Annotated in this window: 16 protein-coding genes; 13 read left to right on the top strand and 3 right to left on the bottom strand. The window is 44.1% G+C overall.

Features of this window, described 5'->3' with window-relative positions; genetic code table 11:
• Nucleotides 1-60: 60 nt before the first annotated feature.
• Nucleotides 61-2073, top strand: coding sequence for a methyl-accepting chemotaxis protein (locus tag M1K46_RS01635; RefSeq protein WP_256224590.1), 2013 nt, complete (start codon nt 61-63; stop codon nt 2071-2073).
• Between the two features lie 89 nt (nt 2074-2162).
• Here M1K46_RS01635 and M1K46_RS01630 read toward each other — a convergent pair whose 3' ends face one another.
• On the bottom strand, nt 2163-2435 hold the full coding sequence (locus M1K46_RS01630; RefSeq protein WP_053357009.1) for a YqhV family protein: 273 nt from the start codon (nt 2433-2435) through the stop codon (nt 2163-2165).
• 337 nt (nt 2436-2772) lie between these two features.
• Between M1K46_RS01630 and cspD the strand changes: the two genes are divergently transcribed.
• Entirely contained in the window at nt 2773-2970 is a 198-nt protein-coding gene (gene cspD / locus M1K46_RS01625) for a cold-shock protein CspD (protein WP_053357010.1), read from the top strand.
• A 129-nt stretch (nt 2971-3099) separates the two neighbouring features.
• Here cspD and M1K46_RS01620 read toward each other — a convergent pair whose 3' ends face one another.
• Nucleotides 3100-3516 carry a hypothetical protein gene (locus tag M1K46_RS01620; RefSeq protein ID WP_256224980.1) on the bottom strand — a complete coding sequence of 139 codons (417 nt, stop codon included), beginning with the start codon at nt 3514-3516 and terminating at the stop codon, nt 3100-3102.
• A gap of 227 nt (nt 3517-3743) precedes the next feature.
• Between M1K46_RS01620 and hpf the strand changes: the two genes are divergently transcribed.
• The 5 genes from hpf (at nt 3744) to prfB (ending at nt 10694) form a co-directional block, all read left to right on the top strand.
• Nucleotides 3744-4301 carry a ribosome hibernation-promoting factor, HPF/YfiA family gene (gene hpf, locus M1K46_RS01615; protein WP_053357012.1) on the top strand — a complete coding sequence of 186 codons (558 nt, stop codon included), beginning with the start codon at nt 3744-3746 and terminating at the stop codon, nt 4299-4301.
• Nucleotides 4302-4468: 167 nt separating this feature from the next.
• On the top strand, nt 4469-5293 hold the full coding sequence (locus M1K46_RS01610) for a GNAT family N-acetyltransferase (RefSeq protein ID WP_256224589.1): 825 nt from the start codon (nt 4469-4471) through the stop codon (nt 5291-5293).
• Between the two features lie 79 nt (nt 5294-5372).
• Nucleotides 5373-6626, top strand: a complete 1254-nt coding sequence (locus tag M1K46_RS01605) for a dicarboxylate/amino acid:cation symporter (RefSeq protein ID WP_256224588.1) — start codon at nt 5373-5375, stop codon at nt 6624-6626.
• Nucleotides 6627-6948: 322 nt separating this feature from the next.
• Nucleotides 6949-9465: a preprotein translocase subunit SecA gene (gene secA, locus M1K46_RS01600; RefSeq protein ID WP_256224587.1), complete on the top strand. Its 2517-nt coding sequence runs from the start codon at nt 6949-6951 to the stop codon at nt 9463-9465.
• 130 nt (nt 9466-9595) lie between these two features.
• Nucleotides 9596-10694 (top strand): peptide chain release factor 2 gene (gene prfB / locus M1K46_RS01595; RefSeq protein WP_256224586.1). Its coding sequence is split into 2 segments (ribosomal slippage): nt 9596-9658 and nt 9660-10694, totalling 1098 coding nucleotides; the frame shifts between segments, so codons are not numbered across the junction.
• 289 nt (nt 10695-10983) lie between these two features.
• Here prfB and M1K46_RS01590 read toward each other — a convergent pair.
• On the bottom strand, nt 10984-11238 hold the full coding sequence (locus M1K46_RS01590) for a hypothetical protein (protein ID WP_053357016.1): 255 nt from the start codon (nt 11236-11238) through the stop codon (nt 10984-10986).
• Nucleotides 11239-11733: 495 nt separating this feature from the next.
• On the opposite strand from M1K46_RS01590, the gene M1K46_RS01585 reads away from it, so the two are divergent.
• The 6 genes from M1K46_RS01585 (at nt 11734) to M1K46_RS01560 (ending at nt 19312) form a co-directional block, all read left to right on the top strand.
• On the top strand, nt 11734-12606 hold the full coding sequence (locus M1K46_RS01585; RefSeq protein ID WP_231689207.1) for a YitT family protein: 873 nt from the start codon (nt 11734-11736) through the stop codon (nt 12604-12606).
• 459 nt (nt 12607-13065) lie between these two features.
• On the top strand, nt 13066-13752 hold the full coding sequence (ftsE, locus tag M1K46_RS01580; RefSeq protein WP_062237838.1) for a cell division ATP-binding protein FtsE: 687 nt from the start codon (nt 13066-13068) through the stop codon (nt 13750-13752).
• Entirely contained in the window at nt 13742-14635 is an 894-nt protein-coding gene (gene ftsX, locus M1K46_RS01575; RefSeq protein ID WP_091002895.1) for a permease-like cell division protein FtsX, read from the top strand. The genes ftsE and ftsX overlap by 11 nt, the downstream gene beginning before the upstream one ends.
• Nucleotides 14636-14890: 255 nt before the next feature.
• Complete coding sequence (locus M1K46_RS01570; RefSeq protein ID WP_256224585.1) at nt 14891-16096, top strand: murein hydrolase activator EnvC family protein; 1206 nt, start codon at nt 14891-14893, stop codon at nt 16094-16096.
• Between the two features lie 152 nt (nt 16097-16248).
• Nucleotides 16249-17709, top strand: a complete 1461-nt coding sequence (locus tag M1K46_RS01565; RefSeq protein WP_062237841.1) for a S41 family peptidase — start codon at nt 16249-16251, stop codon at nt 17707-17709.
• A gap of 406 nt (nt 17710-18115) precedes the next feature.
• Nucleotides 18116-19312 carry a PDZ domain-containing protein gene (locus M1K46_RS01560; protein ID WP_256224979.1) on the top strand — a complete coding sequence of 399 codons (1197 nt, stop codon included), beginning with the start codon at nt 18116-18118 and terminating at the stop codon, nt 19310-19312.
• The last annotated feature ends 6 nt before the right edge of the window (nt 19313-19318 follow it).

Genomic DNA, 19318 nt, shown 5'->3' with positions numbered 1-19318 from the left:
TCTCCTTAAAGCCGATAAAAAGGAAAATACAACTTTCTACAGCTTTAGGGGGATCAGAGGATGTTTAAAAAATTACAGACCAAGCTTATGGTATCCATTGGGATACTAGTTGCAGTTTCATTAGTAACAGTGTCCTTATTTACGTACCGTCAGACGAGCGGTGAAATGCAGACCAATATTGAAGAGCAAGCAACAGGGGTTACAGGCCATTTGAAGAAAACCACTGAAATGTATCTGACGTTATATGGTGATACGATCGAACGATACAGCAATGACAGCCGGGTAATCAGTTATTTAACTACATTGGAAAAGAATGAAAAGAAAGGTCTTGATCAAAAGTGGCCATTAGTGGATCAAGATTATCAATCTTTCTTAAATTTAAATAAAAATGTGGCAGTATTGTATGTAGGGGCAGCAACAAAGCAATTTAAAACGACCCCGAAAATTGACCTTCCTCCCAGTTTTGACCCTACTTCAAGACCGTGGTACCAAAATGCTGTGAAGCAGCCAGGTAAAATTCTGTGGACCGATCCATATGTTGATGCAAGTTCAGGAGAATACGTGGTTACGGTTGCTAAGAGTGTCATTCAACCTGGAAGCGGTAAAGTTCTGGGGGTAGTTGGACTTGATTTAAGTTTGGCCGGTTTATCCAAGATGATCAATGAAACGAATGTTGGTTATAAAGGGTATCCGATATTATTAGATGGAAAAGGGATTGCGCTAGTACATCCCTCACAGCAAAAGAAAAATCTTTCTAAAACAGGATATGTAAAAAAGATGTTGGAGCGCAAAGGAGGCTTGGCACATTTCACGAGCAACAGCAGCAAATTTGATCTGTTTTACCAAACGGTAGATAAGACTCATTGGAAAATAGGTGTAGTTTACGATCAAAAAGTATTAATGGCTGGTGCCGCCAAGCAAGGTAAAATCATGTTGTTTATTACCCTGTTATCGGTTATCGCTTCGTTAATTGTTACTTTCTTTCTTTCAAGGAGCATCGCAAAACCTATCAGTGAAATGAGAAATAAGATGGGATTGGTGGCAGAAGGGAACTTGACCATCAAAATGCAGGAAAAAGGGAGAGATGAGATAGCTCAGCTTACCGTTCATTTTAATAAAATGGTTGGTGATATACGAAGTTTGATCAGTTCTGTTGAAACGTCTATCTTTCAAGTTACGGATTCAGCCTCAAATTTAAGTGCGATCGCAGAAGAAACGATTGCAACAAGTGATGAAGTGGCAACCGCCGTTACGGAAATTGCTACAGGAGCTATGAAGCAAGCAGAGGATGCCGAAGAAACGAATAATAGAACACTGGAACTGGCTCATCACATTCAGCAGCTTAATAGCGAGACAGACAAGATGCTGGGCTTATCTGATCAAGCCTTTGAAGCGAATGAAACAGGTATTTCAAAGATAACTTTATTGGATGAAAAATCGGAAGAGACGAGTAATGTGCTCGAAACAATCGGCTTCGTTATTCTAGGGCTATCAGAAAAAGTACAGGAGATAGAAGAGGTTGTTCAAACCATCACCGACATATCCAATCAAACGAATCTATTAGCTCTCAACGCCAGTATTGAGGCTGCCAGGGCTGGAGAAAGCGGAAAAGGCTTTGCGGTTGTTGCGAATGAGGTCAGAAAACTGGCAGAGCAATCCAAAAACGCGACTGAGCGTATCCGCCAAACCATTGAGGGAATTGAAACGGAGACAGAACGTGTCGTTAAAGAAATGGAGAACACCAAAAACATCTCAGTTGAGCAAAAAGAAAGTGTTAAGAACACCATCGAAGCTTTTCAGCTGATCTCAAATACGGTCCTGCAAATTGTAGATTCCATCTCAGGCGTTCGTAAAGAGGTAGAATTTGTTCAATCATTTAAAGAAGAAGTTGTGGGATCCATTCAAAATATCGCTGCAGTAGCGGAACAATCTGCAGCAGCTTCAGAACAAGTCAGCGCTTCAACCGATGAACAGGTCCGTGCACTTGGTAGTGTGGCTCAATCGGCAAACGAACTCAATGCAGCAAGCAGCCATTTACAGGATCAGATTAAGCACTTTAACCTCGAGTCGTAAAATTAGATATCTTACTATAGCATTCGAATGTTAAGCACTGCCTTTAAACGATGTTAAGGCAGTGCTTTTAGCATTTTGGGATAACTTATTCATTTCCTTATTCCGTAGACGATGAGCCCCAGTCCCGCCAGGATCCACAACAGTTTACCTGTACTGATCTTGGCGGTGATGCCGACTAGCCCCAGGGACATCGTGGAAAAGAAGATGAATGGGCCGATGATGGATAAAGTGGAATTGATCAGCAGTGCTTTTTCCACAGAATTAAAGCGGAGCATCAGGAAAGCGGCGGATACTTCACATAAGCCGGAAACCATTCGGATCAATGCCATTCCAAGGACAATCTTCTCAAACACCTGAAACATATCTTCAACCCCCATTGCGGGTGCCAGGCACCAGGATTACACACATATGTAAAAGCGGTGCCTGGCACCGTCTGCTCCATACACTATATGTTGTCCACATGGAAGTAGAAGTGAATAATATTTCCCGGATTCTTATCCATGGATTAAGAAGGATTTTTCACAAATCCTGGTGTTTTTATTTAGTATTTTAAAAGAATATATCCAGAAAAAGATTATTCGACAAAACTTCTCACTATTCGCTAAATGAAGAGTTTGACAACAAATTTTTAAATATGTAATACTATGATTGTATAGGGTAACTATACAGATCGTCATGATGAAGGGATAGTGAAAGTGCATGCAAGGTAAAGTAAAATGGTTTAACGCAGAAAAAGGTTTCGGTTTTATTGAAAGAGAAGACGGAGACGATGTATTCGTACATTTCTCAGCAATCAATTCTGATGGTTACAAATCTCTTGATGAGGGCCAAGAAGTTGAGTTTGAAATCGTAGATGGAGCTCGCGGACCTCAAGCAGCTAACGTAACGAAACTATAATTTAAACTAACCGATACATCGGATAATAACCCGGCATTCACAGAATGCCGGGTTATTTATGTTCTGATTTTTGATGTGGTGCCAGGCACCACCTAATGAGGCACCAACTAATGGCACCGCATAAACCAATCAATACTCTTCTTCGGATTTGTGGACTTTCTTGAACTTGCCGAAGCGGGAGCCGAGGAAGTAAGCGCCGAGGATGACGGCGACGAAGCCCAGACTGATAAAGAAGCCGACGCGCTGGTTCGTGTGGAGCAGGGAACCAGCGATTGTAAATGCGATCAGCGCGATTCCTAAATAAGAAGTCACCGGGTAGGATGCAGAACGGTAATGTTCTTCCTCAGCACCGATCAGCTTTCTTTTTTTAATATGAGAGGCCAGGATAATCAGCCAGTTCAAAATAAGCATGATGCCTGCAGAGGTGGTCATGTATTCATAAACGGTATCCGGAAGCAAAAAAGAAAACAGTACAGAGATGGCAAGCCCGATTCCGCTGAGCATCAGCGCTCCTGAAGCTACACCTCGACTGTTTTTCTTCTGCAGGCGCCCCGGTTAACACTTTGTTTTACAACATTTTGATTATGCACGGTCATCCCTCCTGATTTATACATACCCATTGTTCCCGGAACCTATCACTTCCATAAATGTAAATGCAAAATGAAAGATATGTCGATAAAGTAAATTTTTTGTCAAGAGATTTTTAAGTTTACGAAGGAATTGATAAAGGGTATATCGAAATATATATACATCACGGAAGGAGGAGTTAAGATATGCAATTTAACATTCGTGGAGAAAACATTGAGGTGACTCCAGCTTTAAGGGAGTATGTGGAAAAGAAAGTTGCTAAACTTCAACGCTATTTTAACGAAACTCCGAACACTGACGCGCATGTCAACTTAAAGGTCTATAACAATGACCAATCTGTTGAGGTGACCATCCCTATGACAGGGTTGCTGCTCCGTGCTGAGGAAAGCCATACGGATATGTATGCTGCAATCGACCTCGTGATTGAAAAACTAGAGCGTCAGATTCGTAAACATAAAACGAAGGTGAACCGCCGTTCCAAACAAAACGGAGGCATTCATGAAATGATTGCCAACAGTGCAGATGCAACAACAACTTTAGTCATTGATGACGAAGAGGAAGACGAGTTTGAAATCGTCCGTGAAAAACGATTTGATTTAAAACCGATGGATACTGAAGAAGCCATCTTACAGATGGATCTGCTGGGCCACAACTTTTTCGTATATAATCATGCGGAAACCGGTACTACAAACGTGGTGTACAAACGCAGAGATGGAAGATATGGCTTGATCAGCCCAGAATAACTTTTTACTTTTACTAAAAATAAAAAAATCAGCCGGCTCGAGGGACATACAGTGCCCTTTGAGCCGGCTTTTATTTTGCCTGCCTTTTCCTCATTCCTGATTTCATTAGAGGACTTTTGCTGCTCGGCAAGAAATGAGAAAGAAAGAGAAAAAATTGGGGGATCCACATGCTAACAGAAAAACAGCTGTCAGATATCAAAAAACTTCAGCAGCAATGCGAATCAGATGAAAACCTGCAATTAAAGCTGAACTGGGACATGCTTGAACAGCGGACTGATGAGAGAAAGGAGGATTTTTTTCATTATGAGGCAGGTGAATTAGCTGCTTTTATTGGTCTTTACGGCTTTGGCAATAAAGTAGAGCTCTGCGGGATGGTCTCACCGGAATATCGGCGAAAAGGGCTGTTCACCTCCTTGTTCAAGGAAGCGCTGGAAGCTGTTAAATACCAGGGCTATGAACAGATCCTTTTGAATGCACCAGCCAATTCGAATACAGCAAAAGAATATTTAAAAACCGTTCCGTGCCGTTTCGCGTTTTCTGAACATCAGATGAAATGGCAGGAGGCCCCGCTTCAGCTTGAAGAGGGAGTCACGTTAAGGGCGTCCCGTCCAGAAGATCTGATGTTTGAGGTACAGATTGATGTTGACTGTTTTGGGTTTAACCTTGAAAAGGCAAAAGACTACAACCATCGAATAAAAAATGATGATAAACAGCAATTCTACATCATTGAGAATGATGGAAAAGCGGTAGGAAAAGTACGAGTGGCAGTTGATTCTGGTGAAGCTTGGATTTATGGTTTTGCGGTTACTCCGTCGGAACAGGGAAAAGGAATCGGCCGAAAGACACTGAAGACCATTATCGCAGCTCAGAACGCGAAGGGAAATTCGGTCTTTCTGGAAGTGGAAGCGAAAAATAACCATGCCTTGAAACTTTATGAAGCTTGCGGTTTTAAAGCGTACTACACTCAGGATTATTTTCGTTTATCCAATTGATTGATCTGTTGAACACTCATTGTAATTTTCTGCAATAATGCCTATAATTTACATGATCATGATAAAGGGGATATTAACTATGAAGAGTATTTTAAAGACTTACCGTTTTCCGCTCATTCTTCTGCTGTCGATCGTCATCGGAAGCATCATCGGTTTTACGGAAGGCAAGGATGCTGCCGTATTAAAACCGTTTGGTGATATATTTTTGAATGCGATGTTTATGATCGTCGTACCGCTCGTTTTCTTTTCCATTTCATCAGCCATTGCCTCTATGGGAGGAGTCAAGCGGTTCGGAAAAGTGATGGGCTCAATGATGGTCGTTTTCCTTTTTACAGGAGTCGTTGCTTCCGTGATAGCCATGGCAGGAGTAAAGCTTTACTCGCCATCTAAAGGAGTTAACATCGATCTTGTAAAACCTGAAGATGCTGCGGACAAGGTGTCACTGGGTGACCAGATTGTCCAAACATTAACCGTTTCTGATTTCTCTGAGCTGTTTTCACGCAATAACATGCTCGCTCTCATCCTATTTTCTGTGTTGATGGGAGTAGCCGTTTCTATGATCGGTGAAAAAGGAAAACCATTCGCGAACTTCCTGAAATCAGGAAGCGAAGTAATGCTGAAGATGGTCAGCCTCGTCATGTATTATGCGCCGATTGGTCTTGGTGCTTATTTTGCAGCCTTAATTGGAGAGTTCGGACCGACGCTTCTTGGATCTTATTTCCGCGCGGTTCTGTATTACTACCCGCTTGCTATTATTTATTTCTTTGGATTTTTCTCGCTGTATGCGTTTATGGCCAGTGGAAAAGAAGGTGTCCGTCATTTCTGGAAAAACATGCTTTCTCCATCGCTGACGGCTCTTGCCACTTGCAGCTCAGCTGCATCGATTCCTGTTAACCTTGAAGCTTCTAAACGAATGGGTGTGCCGAATGATATTAGTGAGACAGCCATTCCGCTTGGAGCGACGCTTCATAAAGACGGCTCAGTAATGGGCGGTGTCCTGAAGATCACTTTCTTGTTCGGGATCTTCGGACATGATTTCTCTGGGATCGGTACGTACCTTCTCGTTCTTGTCGTTTCTTTATTGGTAGGAATGGTCATGGGTGCGATTCCGCAAGGCGGGATGATCGGTGAAATGCTGATTCTTTCACTCTTCGGGTTCCCGGTTGAAGCCTTGCCGATCGCCGCTGCGATCAGTACGATTATTGATCCGCCGGCTACCTTGCTGAATGCAACTGGAGATAATGTGGCCAGCATGCTGACAGCACGACTCGTAGAAGGCAAAAAGAGAATGAAAGAAACCGTCATGAAACTTGGAGAACAAAAAGGAGCGTAACAGCTCAGGGCACAGCCATGGAGGCTGTGCTTTTTTGTATGTTATCATGCGTTTAAAAGGACAGCAGGGAGTGTATCCTTATGGATGAAAGGAAAATGCCTTTGCCAATTTAGCTTTAGCTTGTGTTACGGCTTTTTGTAAATTCTTTTACATTTCCACCATTCAATTTATTTTTCTTTATACTGAGAAACAGAGAGTTTGTGAAAGGACGTGCGAAAAATTGAATTGACAGTTGAAGAGATTTCAGCTTTCTTGTCGTAAAATTCACAAACTGATAGAATAAGTAATAGCACTTATTTCCTGAACAGAGGAGCGTTAGCAGATGATAGGATTGCTTAAAAAGATTTTTCCAAGTACGAACGATCGAAATTTAAATAGATACCAGAAGATCGCTGATCAGGTAGATGGACTGGGGGATGCTCTTAAAGGTCTTTCCGAGGATGAACTTCGTCAAAAAACGGAGGAATTCAGAGAGCGCATCGCCAAAGGGGAATCTCTGGATGCCCTTCTTCCTGAGGCGTTTGCGGTTGTCAGAGAAGCGGCAGAACGTGTACTCGGAATGCGTCCATATCCTGTTCAAATCATGGGGGCGACTGCACTTCATGAAGGAAACATTTCTGAAATGAAAACCGGTGAAGGTAAAACACTCGTAGCGACGATGCCTGTTTATTTGAATGCCCTTGAAGGCAAAGGCGTTCACGTGGTCACAGTCAATGAATACCTTGCCCGCCGTGACTCCGAATTGATGAGTCCTCTGTATAATTTTCTTGGCCTTTCGGTTGGTCTGAACATCTCCGACCTTTCCAGAGAAGAAAAGAAGGAAGCGTATGCAGCCGACATCACGTACGGTACAAACAACGAATATGGCTTTGATTATCTTCGTGACAACATGGTTGTTTATAAAGAACAAATGGTTCAGCGTCCGTTGAACTATGCCATCGTCGATGAGGTGGACTCTATTCTTATTGACGAAGCCCGTACACCGCTGATCATTTCGGGTTCAGCTCAAAAGTCTACGGAAATGTACATGATGGCCAACATGTTTGTCCGCACACTGAAAAAAGAAGAAGATTACACCGTTGATGTGAAGACAAAAAACGTTCAGCTCACAGAAGATGGGATTACAAAAGCAGAAAAATATTTTAATATTGATAACTTGTATGATTATAACCACGTTACCCTGAACCACCATATCAACCAGGCGCTTAAAGCGAATATCATTATGATTCTTGATGTGGATTATGTTGTTCAGGATGGCGAAGTTGTCATCGTTGACCCGTTCACCGGCCGGCTGATGGCAGGCCGCCGCTACAGCGAAGGTCTCCACCAGGCGATTGAAGCAAAAGAAGGTCTGGAAATTCAGCGCGAGAGCATGACGCTTGCAACGATTACCTTCCAAAACTACTTCCGTATGTACAATAAGCTTTCCGGTATGACGGGTACAGCAAAAACGGAAGAAGAAGAATTCCGCAACATTTACAATATGGAGGTTGTCGCGATTCCGACGAACCGTCCGATTGCGCGTGAAGATAACTCCGATTTTGTTTATAAATCAATGGCAGGCAAATTCCGCGCCATCGTTAAAGAAATTCAGGAACGCCATGAGACCGGACAGCCGATCCTCGTCGGTACGGTTGCAGTTGAAACATCTGAGCTGCTTTCACAAATGCTTCGCAAAAAAGGGATTCCGCATAATGTTTTGAATGCGAAAAACCACGAGCGTGAAGCGGAAATCATTGAAAATGCAGGCCAGGCCGGCATGGTTACCATCGCCACAAACATGGCGGGCCGTGGTACGGATATCAAGCTTGGAGAAGGTGTCCGTGAACTTGGAGGCCTCCATATTTTAGGTACAGAACGCCATGAATCACGCCGTATCGATAACCAGCTCCGCGGACGTTCCGGACGTCAGGGAGATCCAGGCTCTTCTCAATTCTACATCTCCATGGAAGATGAGCTGATGCGCCGATTCGGTTCAGATAATATGATGAACATGATGGAACGCCTTGGGATGGATGAAGATACGCCAATTGAAAGCAAGCTCGTCACCAAAGCGGTTGAATCTGCGCAAAAACGTGTTGAAGGATCCAACTTTGATGCTCGTAAGCAGCTTCTTCAATATGACGATGTTATGCGCCAGCAGCGTGAGATCATCTACAAACAGCGCCAGGAAGTGCTTGATGCTGAAAATCTAGGTGACATCGTTCTTAGAATGGTGGATTCCGTTATTGACCGTATCGTTAAAGCACATACTGCTGACGAAATGGTTCAGGAAGAATGGGATCTTACTGAGATTGTAAATTACGCTGTCGCTACTTTCCTAAATGAAGATGACGTGACAGTCAAAGAGCTTGAAGGACTGGATCAGGAAGAAATCATCGAGCTTCTGAAAGAAAAAGCGCACAACGCGTTTGCTGAGAAAGAAGCGATGATCGAGCCTGAACATATGCGCGAGTTTGAAAAAGCGGTCATCCTGCGTTCTGTTGACTCCAAATGGATGGATCACATCGACCAGATGGAACAGCTTCGACAAGGGATCCACCTTCGTGCATACGGACAAAACGATCCACTTCGCGAGTACCAGTTTGAAGGATTTGAGATGTTCGAGTCCATGATTGCTGCAATTGAAGAAGAAGTCGCAATGTATATCATGAAAGCTCAAGTGGAGCAGAACATGCAGCGTGAGCAAGTGGCTGAAGGTAAAGCGGTTGTTCCTAGCGATAAGCAGGAGACCAAGCGCCAGCCAGTTAAAAAGAAACAGGATATCGGCCGAAACGCCTTATGTCCATGCGGCAGCGGCAAAAAATATAAACAATGTCACGGTGCAGCGGAGAATTAATCCCGCCGTGGTGATATAATAAAGGAAGAAGCAGGAGAGTCGGGTTTTAAGGCTCTCTTTGCTGTGTTTTTTCACAGCAAAACAACTTATACTCACGATTAGGATATAACCAAAAACACGAGGTGGCAGAATGGAATTAGTAGAGATTAAGCAGGAACTGAACATTATGGCTAAGCGATTAGCGGACTTCAGGGGGTCTCTTTGACCTCGATAACAAAAAAGTAAAGATAGCAGAGCTCGATGAAAAAATGAGCGCACCGGCATTCTGGGATGACCAGAATGCTGCGCAAACGGTCATCAGTGAAGCAAACGGACTGAAAGAGCAAGTGAACCAGTTCGAAGATTTAAACGGACGTTACGAAGATCTTGAAGTCGCACATGAAATGCTGAAGGAAGAACCCGATGCTGACATGCAGAAGGAACTTGAGCGTGATTTAAAGGAACTGTCCAATGCTTTAAATACATTTGAGCTTTCTCTTCTTTTAAACCAGCCATACGACAGCAACAATGCGATACTCGAACTTCATCCGGGTGCTGGGGGGACCGAGTCACAGGACTGGGCTTCCATGCTTCTCCGCATGTACACACGCTATGCGGAACGTAAAGGGTTCAAGGTAGAAACGCTGGATTACCTGCCTGGAGATGAAGCGGGTGTAAAAAGCGTAACGCTTGGCATTAAAGGCCACAATGCATACGGTTATTTAAAAGCGGAAAAAGGAGTTCACCGATTGGTCAGGATCTCACCATTTGACTCATCGGGACGCCGGCATACTTCGTTCGTATCATGCGACGTCGTTCCAGAGATCAATGATGATTCTGAAATTGATGTTCGTACCGAAGATTTAAAAGTGGATACGTACCGGGCCAGCGGAGCAGGCGGCCAGCACGTTAACACGACGGACTCTGCCGTACGGATTACCCATATTCCTACAAACACCGTCGTATCGTGCCAAACTGAACGCTCACAGATCAAGAACCGTGACCATGCGATGAAAATGCTGAAAGCGAAACTTCTTCAGCGGAAGATTGAAGAGCAGCAGGCAGAATTGGCTGAAATCCGCGGAGAACAAAAAGAGATCGGGTGGGGAAGCCAGATTCGTTCCTACATTTTCCATCCATACAGCCTCGTAAAAGACCACCGTACCAATACGGAGATGGGGAACGTTCAAGCAGTTATGGACGGAGACATCGAAAGCTTTATCGACGCGTATCTGCGTTCTAAAATTTAATAGGATAAGGGAAAAGGCTGGTCCTGGGTGGGCCAGCCTTTTTTTGTATTTGTTTGTATGAAAATGATGCGTTTTGCAAGTAAACCTTGTCGAACCGCAAGTAAACATAGCATTTTCGCAAGTAACGCGAACCAAACTGCAAGTAAAGCGTGTCGAACTGCAAGTAACGGCACGCAATGGCACGCACGAGCCTCGGCAGAGCCTGCTAACATAGATCTTTTCATTCCAAAATGAACAAAAAAACTATCCAGATCGCACCCTGGATAGTTTCGATTCTTTCTCTATGTAATTATTGCAGAGGCAAGGCCTCATCAGCTCCGGGCACATTGCGCTGAAGTATTTCGATCTCATGCTCCAGGTGGGATATATAGTGTTCCATCTGCTCAAAACGCTGGAGTACGGCGGAATGATAGTTTTCCATTCCTTGATCAAGCTTATTGAAATTGGTTTCAATGATTTCAATTTTAGCTTGATAACGGTCGAGTCTGCCGAGTGCTTCCTCCATACGCTGCAAAAGGAGGAGATACAGCTTTTTTTCATCCATCTCAATTTTTATCCCCTTTCCTGTCCCTCAATATGTTGTTACTAGTTTAACGGAAAGCTGTCTGAATTTGTAAAAAACCGTTCGACAAAAGAAAGCCCGCCAAGTTCCCGGAAGCAGACCGGACGCGGCGGGATGATGGATTATTCATTATCTTTTGCGGATAAAAGATGGTTGAGCTCTTCAGTCAGGTCAGTTAACGATTGTGAGATTTCCAATACGTGCTGAACGGTCTCAAGCTGCTCTTACTTCTTGTATAGAGCTGTTGGCTGAAGCGGCCTGATCGGACGCAGCGGCCATCTGCTGAAGCGTATTGTTTAATTCTTGTTTAAATAAATTTCATCTAATTTACGGTTAAAAATATAATCGGAAATTTCAATTTTATTCCTTTACCGCGTCATCGGGATCGCGTTCACAGGGCAGACTAGTAGTGATATAATGATTCGGGTTTTACCATTTTACGAACTTAGGTGGTTTAGAAAGTAGGGTAATGTAGCAATGATGACAGCTTTGCGAAGACGTAATGGGGTTTTGCCGCCAAAGGCAGAGCTCGCTTTGGAATATATATTTGTGGTGATCGGTTCGGCCTTCGTAGCGCTTGCCTTTTCTGTGTTTTTGCTGCCGAACAAGATTGCTTCCGGCGGGGTGAGCGGGATCAGTACCATCTTAAAATGGGTGGTAGGCTGGGATCCGTCGATTGTCCAATGGGCACTTAACATTCCGCTATTTTTTGCCGGTATAATTTTTCTCGGAAGGCAGTTTGGCGCTAAAACACTCGTCGGCACTGTCGTTTTACCCCTCTTCGTTTTTGTATTCAGCGGTTGGGGACCAGCTACGAACGATCCGCTGCTTGGTGCATTATTCGGAGGATTGGGTGTTGGAGCCGGACTGGGCATCGTATTCCGAGGAAAAGCATCAACAGGCGGTGTTGACTTGCTGGCGCAGATCCTTCACAAATATGCCGGAATCTCCCTCGGGACATGCATTCTGTTTATTGATGGAACGATTGTTTGTACATCCGCACTTGTTTTCGGTCTTGAAAAAGCTCTTTACGCTTTGATCGCCATGTTCCTGACGGCAAAAACAATTGACGTTGTGCAAATGGGGCTTGGCGTTTCTAAAGTGGCACTGATCATCTCGGATCAGGAGGAAGAAATGCGCCAAGGGATTCTTACCGAGATCTACAGAGGTGTAACAAAGATCAATGCGTTCGGGGGATATACACAGGATGAGCGTCCGATGCTCATGTGTGTAGTCGCTCAATATGAGGTGACCAAACTGAAGCAATTTGTCAAAAGTATAGATCCTTCTGCGTTCATTATCCTGTTGAACGCCAATGAAGTTCTGGGCGAAGGATTTAAGCGTGCATAATCGATAAAAAACACACCGGTGAGCAAATTGCTCGCCGGTTTTTTTTATGAAAAGACTGAGAAATGATGGATTTTGTCCGATTTCATGAAACGTACCGACATGATAACAGAAAAAAATACGAATGGGTATGTTTGTCGGCTAAGCAAATAGCAGTGATTTTTTAGAACATTACAGCTTAATTAAAATCGTAAATAACGTATTCTCCAACCGCTGACAGAAAAATGCGAATAATGTCGTAATATATTTGTCGAAAAGCTGTAAAGATAGTGAAAAAGTCACTTGTTATTCGAAAATAACGTCGTAACTTGAAATGAAACTGTAATAAATTTTACAGTTTCCGATGTTATAATAGGAATTACGGGAAAAAACACTGATTTTAATAAATTGGTTGTTATAGATTGTCGAATTTAAAAGGCGGATGGGGAAATACGCAGTTCTGAATTAAGGAAGTGATGAATTTTGATAGAAATGAAAGATGTATGGAAAACATATCCCAATGGTGTTATGGCTTTAAATGGGATCGATATCTACATAGATAAAGGAGAATTTGTTTATGTAGTAGGGCCGAGTGGAGCCGGTAAATCTACATTCATCAAGTGCATGTACAGAGAAGAGAAGCCGACAAAAGGTTCGATCCTCATACAAGGCACAGATCTGGCAAAATTAAGGGAACGAAACATTCCTAAAATGCGCAGGAAAATTGGAGTAGTCTTTCAGGACTTTAAACTTTTGCCAAAGCTGACAGTATATGAAAATGTTGCTTTTGCACTTGAAGTTATCGAAGAGACTCCAAAAGTAATCCGCCAGCGCGTCATGGAAGTTCTCGATCTGGTTCGGCTGAAAAACAAAGCACGTTCTTTTCCCGATGAGCTATCAGGCGGAGAGCAGCAGCGTGTATCGATCGCCCGCTCCATCGTTAATCATCCTCCAGTTATTATTGCGGATGAGCCGACAGGAAACCTTGACCCTGAAACGGCATGGGAGATCATGGACATCTTCAAGGAAATCAACGAACGTGGTACGACAGTTGTCATGGCCACTCACAATAAAGATATTGTTAACAGTTTTCAAAAGCGCGTAATCGCCATCGAAGGCGGACGAATCGTGCGTGACGAGCAGAAGGGGGAATACGGCTATGAAATCTAGAACCCTAAAGCGTCACTTTACAGAAGCATTTAAAAGCCTTGGGAGAAATGGCTGGATGTCATTTGCCTCCGTTAGTGCAGTAACGGTTACTTTATTGCTTGTCGGCGTTTTTCTAGTGGTCCTATTAAACTTAAATCATCTTGCAAGCCAGATTGAAGGCGATGTAGAGATTCGGGCGTATATTGACCGCACGACAAAACAGACGGAGTATGCTGATCTGCAGCAAAAAATGGAACAGGTTCCGCATGTCAATGAAGTGAAATTCCAATCCAAAGAAGATGGATTGAAAGAATTGATCAAAAGCCTTGGAGATGAAGGAAAAGCTTTCTCATCTCTGAAAAAAGAGAATCCATTGCCAGATGCATACATCATTAAAACGAAAAAGCCTCAGGATACCGCATCTGTTGCTTCTGAAATAGAGAAATTTGACCACATCAAGAAGGTTGATTACGGCCAGGGAACCGTAGAAAAGCTGTTTAAAGTGACAGGCGCTGCCAGAAATGTTGGGATTGTATTGATCGTTGGATTGATCTTTACAGCAATGTTCCTCATTTCAAACACGATTAAACTTACAATTATATCCCGGCGTAAAGAAATTGAAATTATGAAACTTGTTGGCGCAACAAATGGCTTTATTCGCTGGCCTTTCTTCATTGAAGGGTTTGTACTGGGTGTGATGGGGGCGATTGTTCCGATCCTCGTTATCGTGTTCGGATACGAATTCCTGCACGGCTCAGTCAATAATCAGCTCGATACCGTCTTTGTCAGACTGCTGCCGGTCTATCCGATGGTGCTTCAGCTTTCAGCATTGCTGGCCATTATTGGTGGATTGATTGGAGTATGGGGAAGCATTTCATCCGTACGTAAATTCTTAAAAGTATAAATTCATTTTTAGCAAGATTGTGCTTTGGAAACAATTTTGCAAAGAGACTTCATGGACAAGTTGATGGAGTGCAAGGTGTGAGACTACGGCTGGGAGAAGCGTGACAGATGAAATCCACAGGCGCATGCGCCGAGGGGTTCAGCGCACGCCCCGCGGAAAGTGAGCAGCCTGGAACGGAAATCAACTGCTTCCATGAGCCACAAAGATTACGAAAGATATACATGAAAATTGGGGTAGAAAAGGGGAGGACTTGATTTGAACAGAAAGATCGCAGGATTAACACTTTCATTAAGCCTCGCTCTTAGCGGTATTACAGCATACCAATCATCCACGACAGCCAGCGCAGAAACGCTAAAGAGCATACAAGAGAAAAAAGAGGCGAATAAAAAGAAACAAGGCGCCGCTAACGCAAAACTAAAGCTCAACGAAAAGAATCAGGCAGCTACAAAAAAGGAAATTGAACGCATCGATAAATCAACGATGGCTACAGAAAGCCAGATTAAAAAGAAAGAAAACGAGATCCAATTAACGCAGGATCAGATCGATCAGCTTAAGAACGAGATTGATCTTGTTCAAAAGCGGATTGACAAGCGGGACCAGCTGCTGAAGGAACGCGTCAGCTCCATGTACGAGAGCGGTGGAGCTGTCCAGTATCTTGATGTGGTTCTCGGATCAAAAAACTTCGGTGACTTTCTTGACCGGGTTGTCGCATTGAACCTGATTGCGGATCAGGACCGCCAGCTATTGGAAGAGCAAAAGAAAGATAAGGACCTTTTAGAGCAGAAGAAACAAAAGGTTGAAGATCAGCTTTCTGCTCTCCAGGACAAAATGCGTGAGCTTCAGGATCTGAAGAAGCAGCTTGATGCACAAATGGAAGAGAAAACCCGTTTGATGTCTTCATTAAAGAAAAAGCATTCTGAAATTGAGGACGAAGTGGAAAAGTATGAGCATTCAGATGAGCTTCTAAGCAGCCAGGAGAAGGCCATTAAAGAAGAACAAGCTCGAGCCAAACAGGCTGAGGAGCAAAACAGCTCGAAGGGAAGCGCAGGCGGAAATGCTGCGAATACCGGATCAGGAATGATCATGAAGCCGGCAGCGGGTATCTTTACTTCCGGGATCGGTTCTCGCTGGAACAAGTTCCATGCGGGTGTTGATATTGCCAAGCCAGGTACAGTTCCGATCTACGCAGCGGCAGATGGTACTGTCATCCGTTCAGATTACTCTTCATCCTATGGAAATGTAATCTTCATTACCCACTCGATCAATGGACAAACGTGGACCACGGTTTACGGGCACATGAGAGAGCGTGTCGTTCAGGGCGGTTCTGTAAAACGCGGCCAGCTGATCGGATATATGGGGAACACCGGCCATTCAACAGGCCAGCACTTGCATTTTGAACTTCACAAAGGGCCATGGAACGCATCGAAATCCAATGCAGTTGACCCTCGTCCGTATATGTAATCAGAGAAATATATGGACATAAAAATACAAGCTGTTCATAATATAGAGTAGGAGTTTCGGGCGGACACATCAGGTCCATCTCTTACTTTGAAAATTGGCATCGCATCGGGAAGGTGTGATGCCTTTTTCTGCCAAAAATGAGGTGAGCGAAATTGAAAAGAAAAGTTGTTGCGCTTCTTATGGTTTTATCGCTTGTTATTGGAGCCGGCGGAATGTACGGCTACATGCAATGGTCCAATAAAGATCAATCATTGGGCAACGCCGGCTCTGTCAGTGAGATGAAAAGCACCAAAGCGCCGGTGAATCAGGATCAGGAATTTGCGAAGCTTCAAAAAACGTACGAGCTGATCTCCTCGAGGTATTATCAGAAAGTAGATTCAGAGAAACTGCTTGAAGGTGCCATCGACGGGATGGTAAGGACATTAAAAGATCCTTACTCTGTCTATATGGATGAAGACACGGCCAGCCAGTTTACCCAATCACTGGATTCTTCCTTTGAAGGTATTGGAACAGAAGTAAGCATGCAGGACGGAAAAGTAACCGTTATCGCACCATTTAAAGATTCACCTGCAGAACGTTCAGGTGTGAAGCCGAATGACCAGATCGTTTCAGTTGACGGCAAAAGTCTTGAAGGGCTTGATCTGTATCAGGCTGTTCTAAAAATCCGAGGCAAAAAAGGTTCTACAGTTACACTCGGCATTAAGCGAAAAGGTGTTAATGACACGCTTAACATCGATGTGAAACGCGACACGATTCCGATTGAGACGGTTTATTCTAACGTTCGAAACGTAAACGGCAAAAAAATCGGTGTCCTCAACATTACCTCTTTCTCTGAAGATACAGGAACCGATTTTAAAGATAAACTGGGTGAACTTGAAAGCAAAGGTATCCAAGGGCTTGTCATCGATGTCCGCGGAAATCCAGGCGGCTATCTGAATGCGGTCGACAGCATGCTGAAGGAAATTATTCCGGCAGGCAAACCGTTCGTTCAAATTCAAGACCGCAAAGGCAACAAGGAACGGTATGTTTCTCAGCTGAAAGAGAAGAAAGCCTATCCTATTGTCGGTCTCGTAGATGGAGGAAGTGCCTCAGCTTCTGAAATCATGGCTGGAGCATTAAAAGAAGCAGGCGGCTATCCGCTAGTCGGCGAGAAAACGTTCGGAAAAGGAACGGTTCAGCAGACCATCGATCTGGGGGATGGCAGCAATGTGAAGCTGACGCTTGCTAAATGGCTGACTCCGGACGGCAATTGGATCCATAAAAAAGGCATCAAGCCAAATTATGCCGTAAAACAGCCGGCTTACTTCTACACAAGCCCGCTTACAATCGAAAAACCGCTTGTTTTTGACATGAACAGCGAGCAAGTAAAAAATGCACAGAAAATGCTTCAGGGCCTTGGCTTTGATCCGGGACGCACAGACGGCTATTTTGACGAAAAAACAGAAACAGCCGTTACTGCTTTCCAAAAAGCCAACAAGCTCAGCCCATCCGGCAAAGTGGATCAAAAAACAGCCGGCAAGCTGGAAAGCAAGATCATCACTGAGATCAGAAACAAGAAAAACGACGTCCAGCTTCAAACTGCTTTGGAGATGGCGGCAGAAAAGAAAAAATAACGAAGGATTCCGCAGGTTCTTGCCTGCGGAATTTTTTTGTTGATTGAGAAGCTGGAGAAATGCTGTGTTTGGCATGTAAAAGGTGGAAAGTGGCACGTTAAGGCAATAAAGCTGCACGTAAAGTGATTAAACTGGCACGTAAATGCTAAAAACCCGCACGTAATTCATGAAAACCCGCATGTAAACCCAACCGAACGTCTGCTCATCTTCTGACAAACGATCTGTAAGCGCCTTTCTTTATGAAAAGCTACACATTTTTCTCACACTCCTTGTTCTTTTCGGGTTATACTTAAAAATATTAACTACATAATGCTTGTGTAAATTTACATTCCAGGCAGAAGCCGGAATCACATTTTGAATAGATTACGAACGTTGAGAAAAGAAGCATTAAGGAGAGGTTTGCGTGATGGATATCTATGTAAAGGAACTGCTTGAGGGCATAGCGGCTCTTTTTTTACATCCACTTTCATACGTGTTTGTGATTGTTGCTTTTGTTATTGGTTTTAAGCGAGTAAAACGGGAACGAAAAGAATTTAAAGTGAAGGTCCACCCTGTGATTGATAATTTGATCCAATCGTTTTTTCCTGGTCTTGTCATTGGTATTATTTTTTCCGTTGTTCTGCTCGGCGCAGGTGTCGTCGTTCCGATGGGAATGGTGGCCTTGATCGGCGCAATGTACGCGTTGCTTGGCTTAACACTGAGAACAAGGTTTTTAAACCCGGCTTATGCGATCGGACTCGCATCAATAGTTGCACTTGTTCTCCCGCATATCACGACGAATGTAGTTCTGCTGGATACATGGCTGAGGGATATCCGCAACACGCCGCTTGATGCTCTCGGTATTCTAATGGCGCTCCTCCTCATTCAGGAAGGGATTCTGATCATCTGGAAAGGGTCAAATCGAACGTCTCCCCGTCTTTTGAAAGGCAAGAGAGGTCAATACGTGGGTGCGCATGAGGCAACAAGGTTCTGGCTTGTCCCGCAATTTTTCCTCATCCCGATCGGTGCCATTCCCGCACAGGGAGATTGGCCGATCTTTGGATTGCAGGCTGTAGGATACTCCATTCTCCTTGTCCCATTTGCGGTAGGTTTCCGTCAGCTGAATTCTCATTCCCTTCCACAGGAGGCGATTAAAGCGACCGGAAAACAAGTACTGGCTCTCGGCGCACTTATTGTGGCGATTGCGCTGGTTGGTTTCTTTACAGACTTGCCGCTGCTTGCGGTTATCGCTATCATTGGCGGAACGCTTGGCCGTGAGCTCATTACCGTCATTAACAGCCAGCGTGATGAGAGCGGCAAGCCATTCTTCACACGCCGGAATGAAGGACTCGTTGTCCTCGGTGTGGTGCCTGGCACCCCTGCTGCCAAGATGGGAATCCAGGTTGGAGAAGTCATCATGAAGGTGAACGGAGTCGCCTTGAAAAATGAGCGTGAATTCTACCGTGCATTGCAGATTAATGCAGCCTTTTGTAAACTCGAAGTTCTGGATCATAGAGGAGAGCTCCGTTTTTCCCAGCGGTCGCTCTATGAGAATGAACATCACGAGCTCGGCTTGCTGTTCGTGCATGAAGTGACAGAAAAGAAGAGTGTGGAAGTATCGTAATTTCCT

The sequence above is a fragment of the Fictibacillus sp. WQ 8-8 genome (assembly GCF_024494405.1).
GTDB lineage: Bacteria > Bacillota > Bacilli > Bacillales > Fictibacillaceae > Fictibacillus_C > Fictibacillus_C marinisediminis.
Note: the sequence above shows the minus strand (reverse complement) of the source record. Positions and strands in the feature narration are given on the sequence as shown.

Excerpts from the sequence above, each read along its gene's own strand:
- M1K46_RS01635 (WP_256224590.1), top strand. The coding sequence starts at position 61 with ATGTTTAAAAAATTACAGACCAAGCTTATGGTATCCATTGGGATACTA.
- M1K46_RS01630 (WP_053357009.1), bottom strand. The coding sequence starts at position 2,435 with ATGTTTCAGGTGTTTGAGAAGATTGTCCTTGGAATGGCATTGATCCGA.
- cspD (WP_053357010.1), top strand. The coding sequence starts at position 2,773 with ATGCAAGGTAAAGTAAAATGGTTTAACGCAGAAAAAGGTTTCGGTTTT.
- hpf (WP_053357012.1), top strand. The coding sequence starts at position 3,744 with ATGCAATTTAACATTCGTGGAGAAAACATTGAGGTGACTCCAGCTTTA.
- M1K46_RS01610 (WP_256224589.1), top strand. The coding sequence starts at position 4,469 with ATGCTAACAGAAAAACAGCTGTCAGATATCAAAAAACTTCAGCAGCAA.
- M1K46_RS01605 (WP_256224588.1), top strand. The coding sequence starts at position 5,373 with ATGAAGAGTATTTTAAAGACTTACCGTTTTCCGCTCATTCTTCTGCTG.
- secA (WP_256224587.1), top strand. The coding sequence starts at position 6,949 with ATGATAGGATTGCTTAAAAAGATTTTTCCAAGTACGAACGATCGAAAT.
- M1K46_RS01590 (WP_053357016.1), bottom strand. The coding sequence starts at position 11,238 with ATGGATGAAAAAAAGCTGTATCTCCTCCTTTTGCAGCGTATGGAGGAA.
- M1K46_RS01585 (WP_231689207.1), top strand. The coding sequence starts at position 11,734 with ATGATGACAGCTTTGCGAAGACGTAATGGGGTTTTGCCGCCAAAGGCA.
- ftsX (WP_091002895.1), top strand. The coding sequence starts at position 13,742 with ATGAAATCTAGAACCCTAAAGCGTCACTTTACAGAAGCATTTAAAAGC.
- M1K46_RS01560 (WP_256224979.1), top strand. The coding sequence starts at position 18,116 with ATGGATATCTATGTAAAGGAACTGCTTGAGGGCATAGCGGCTCTTTTT.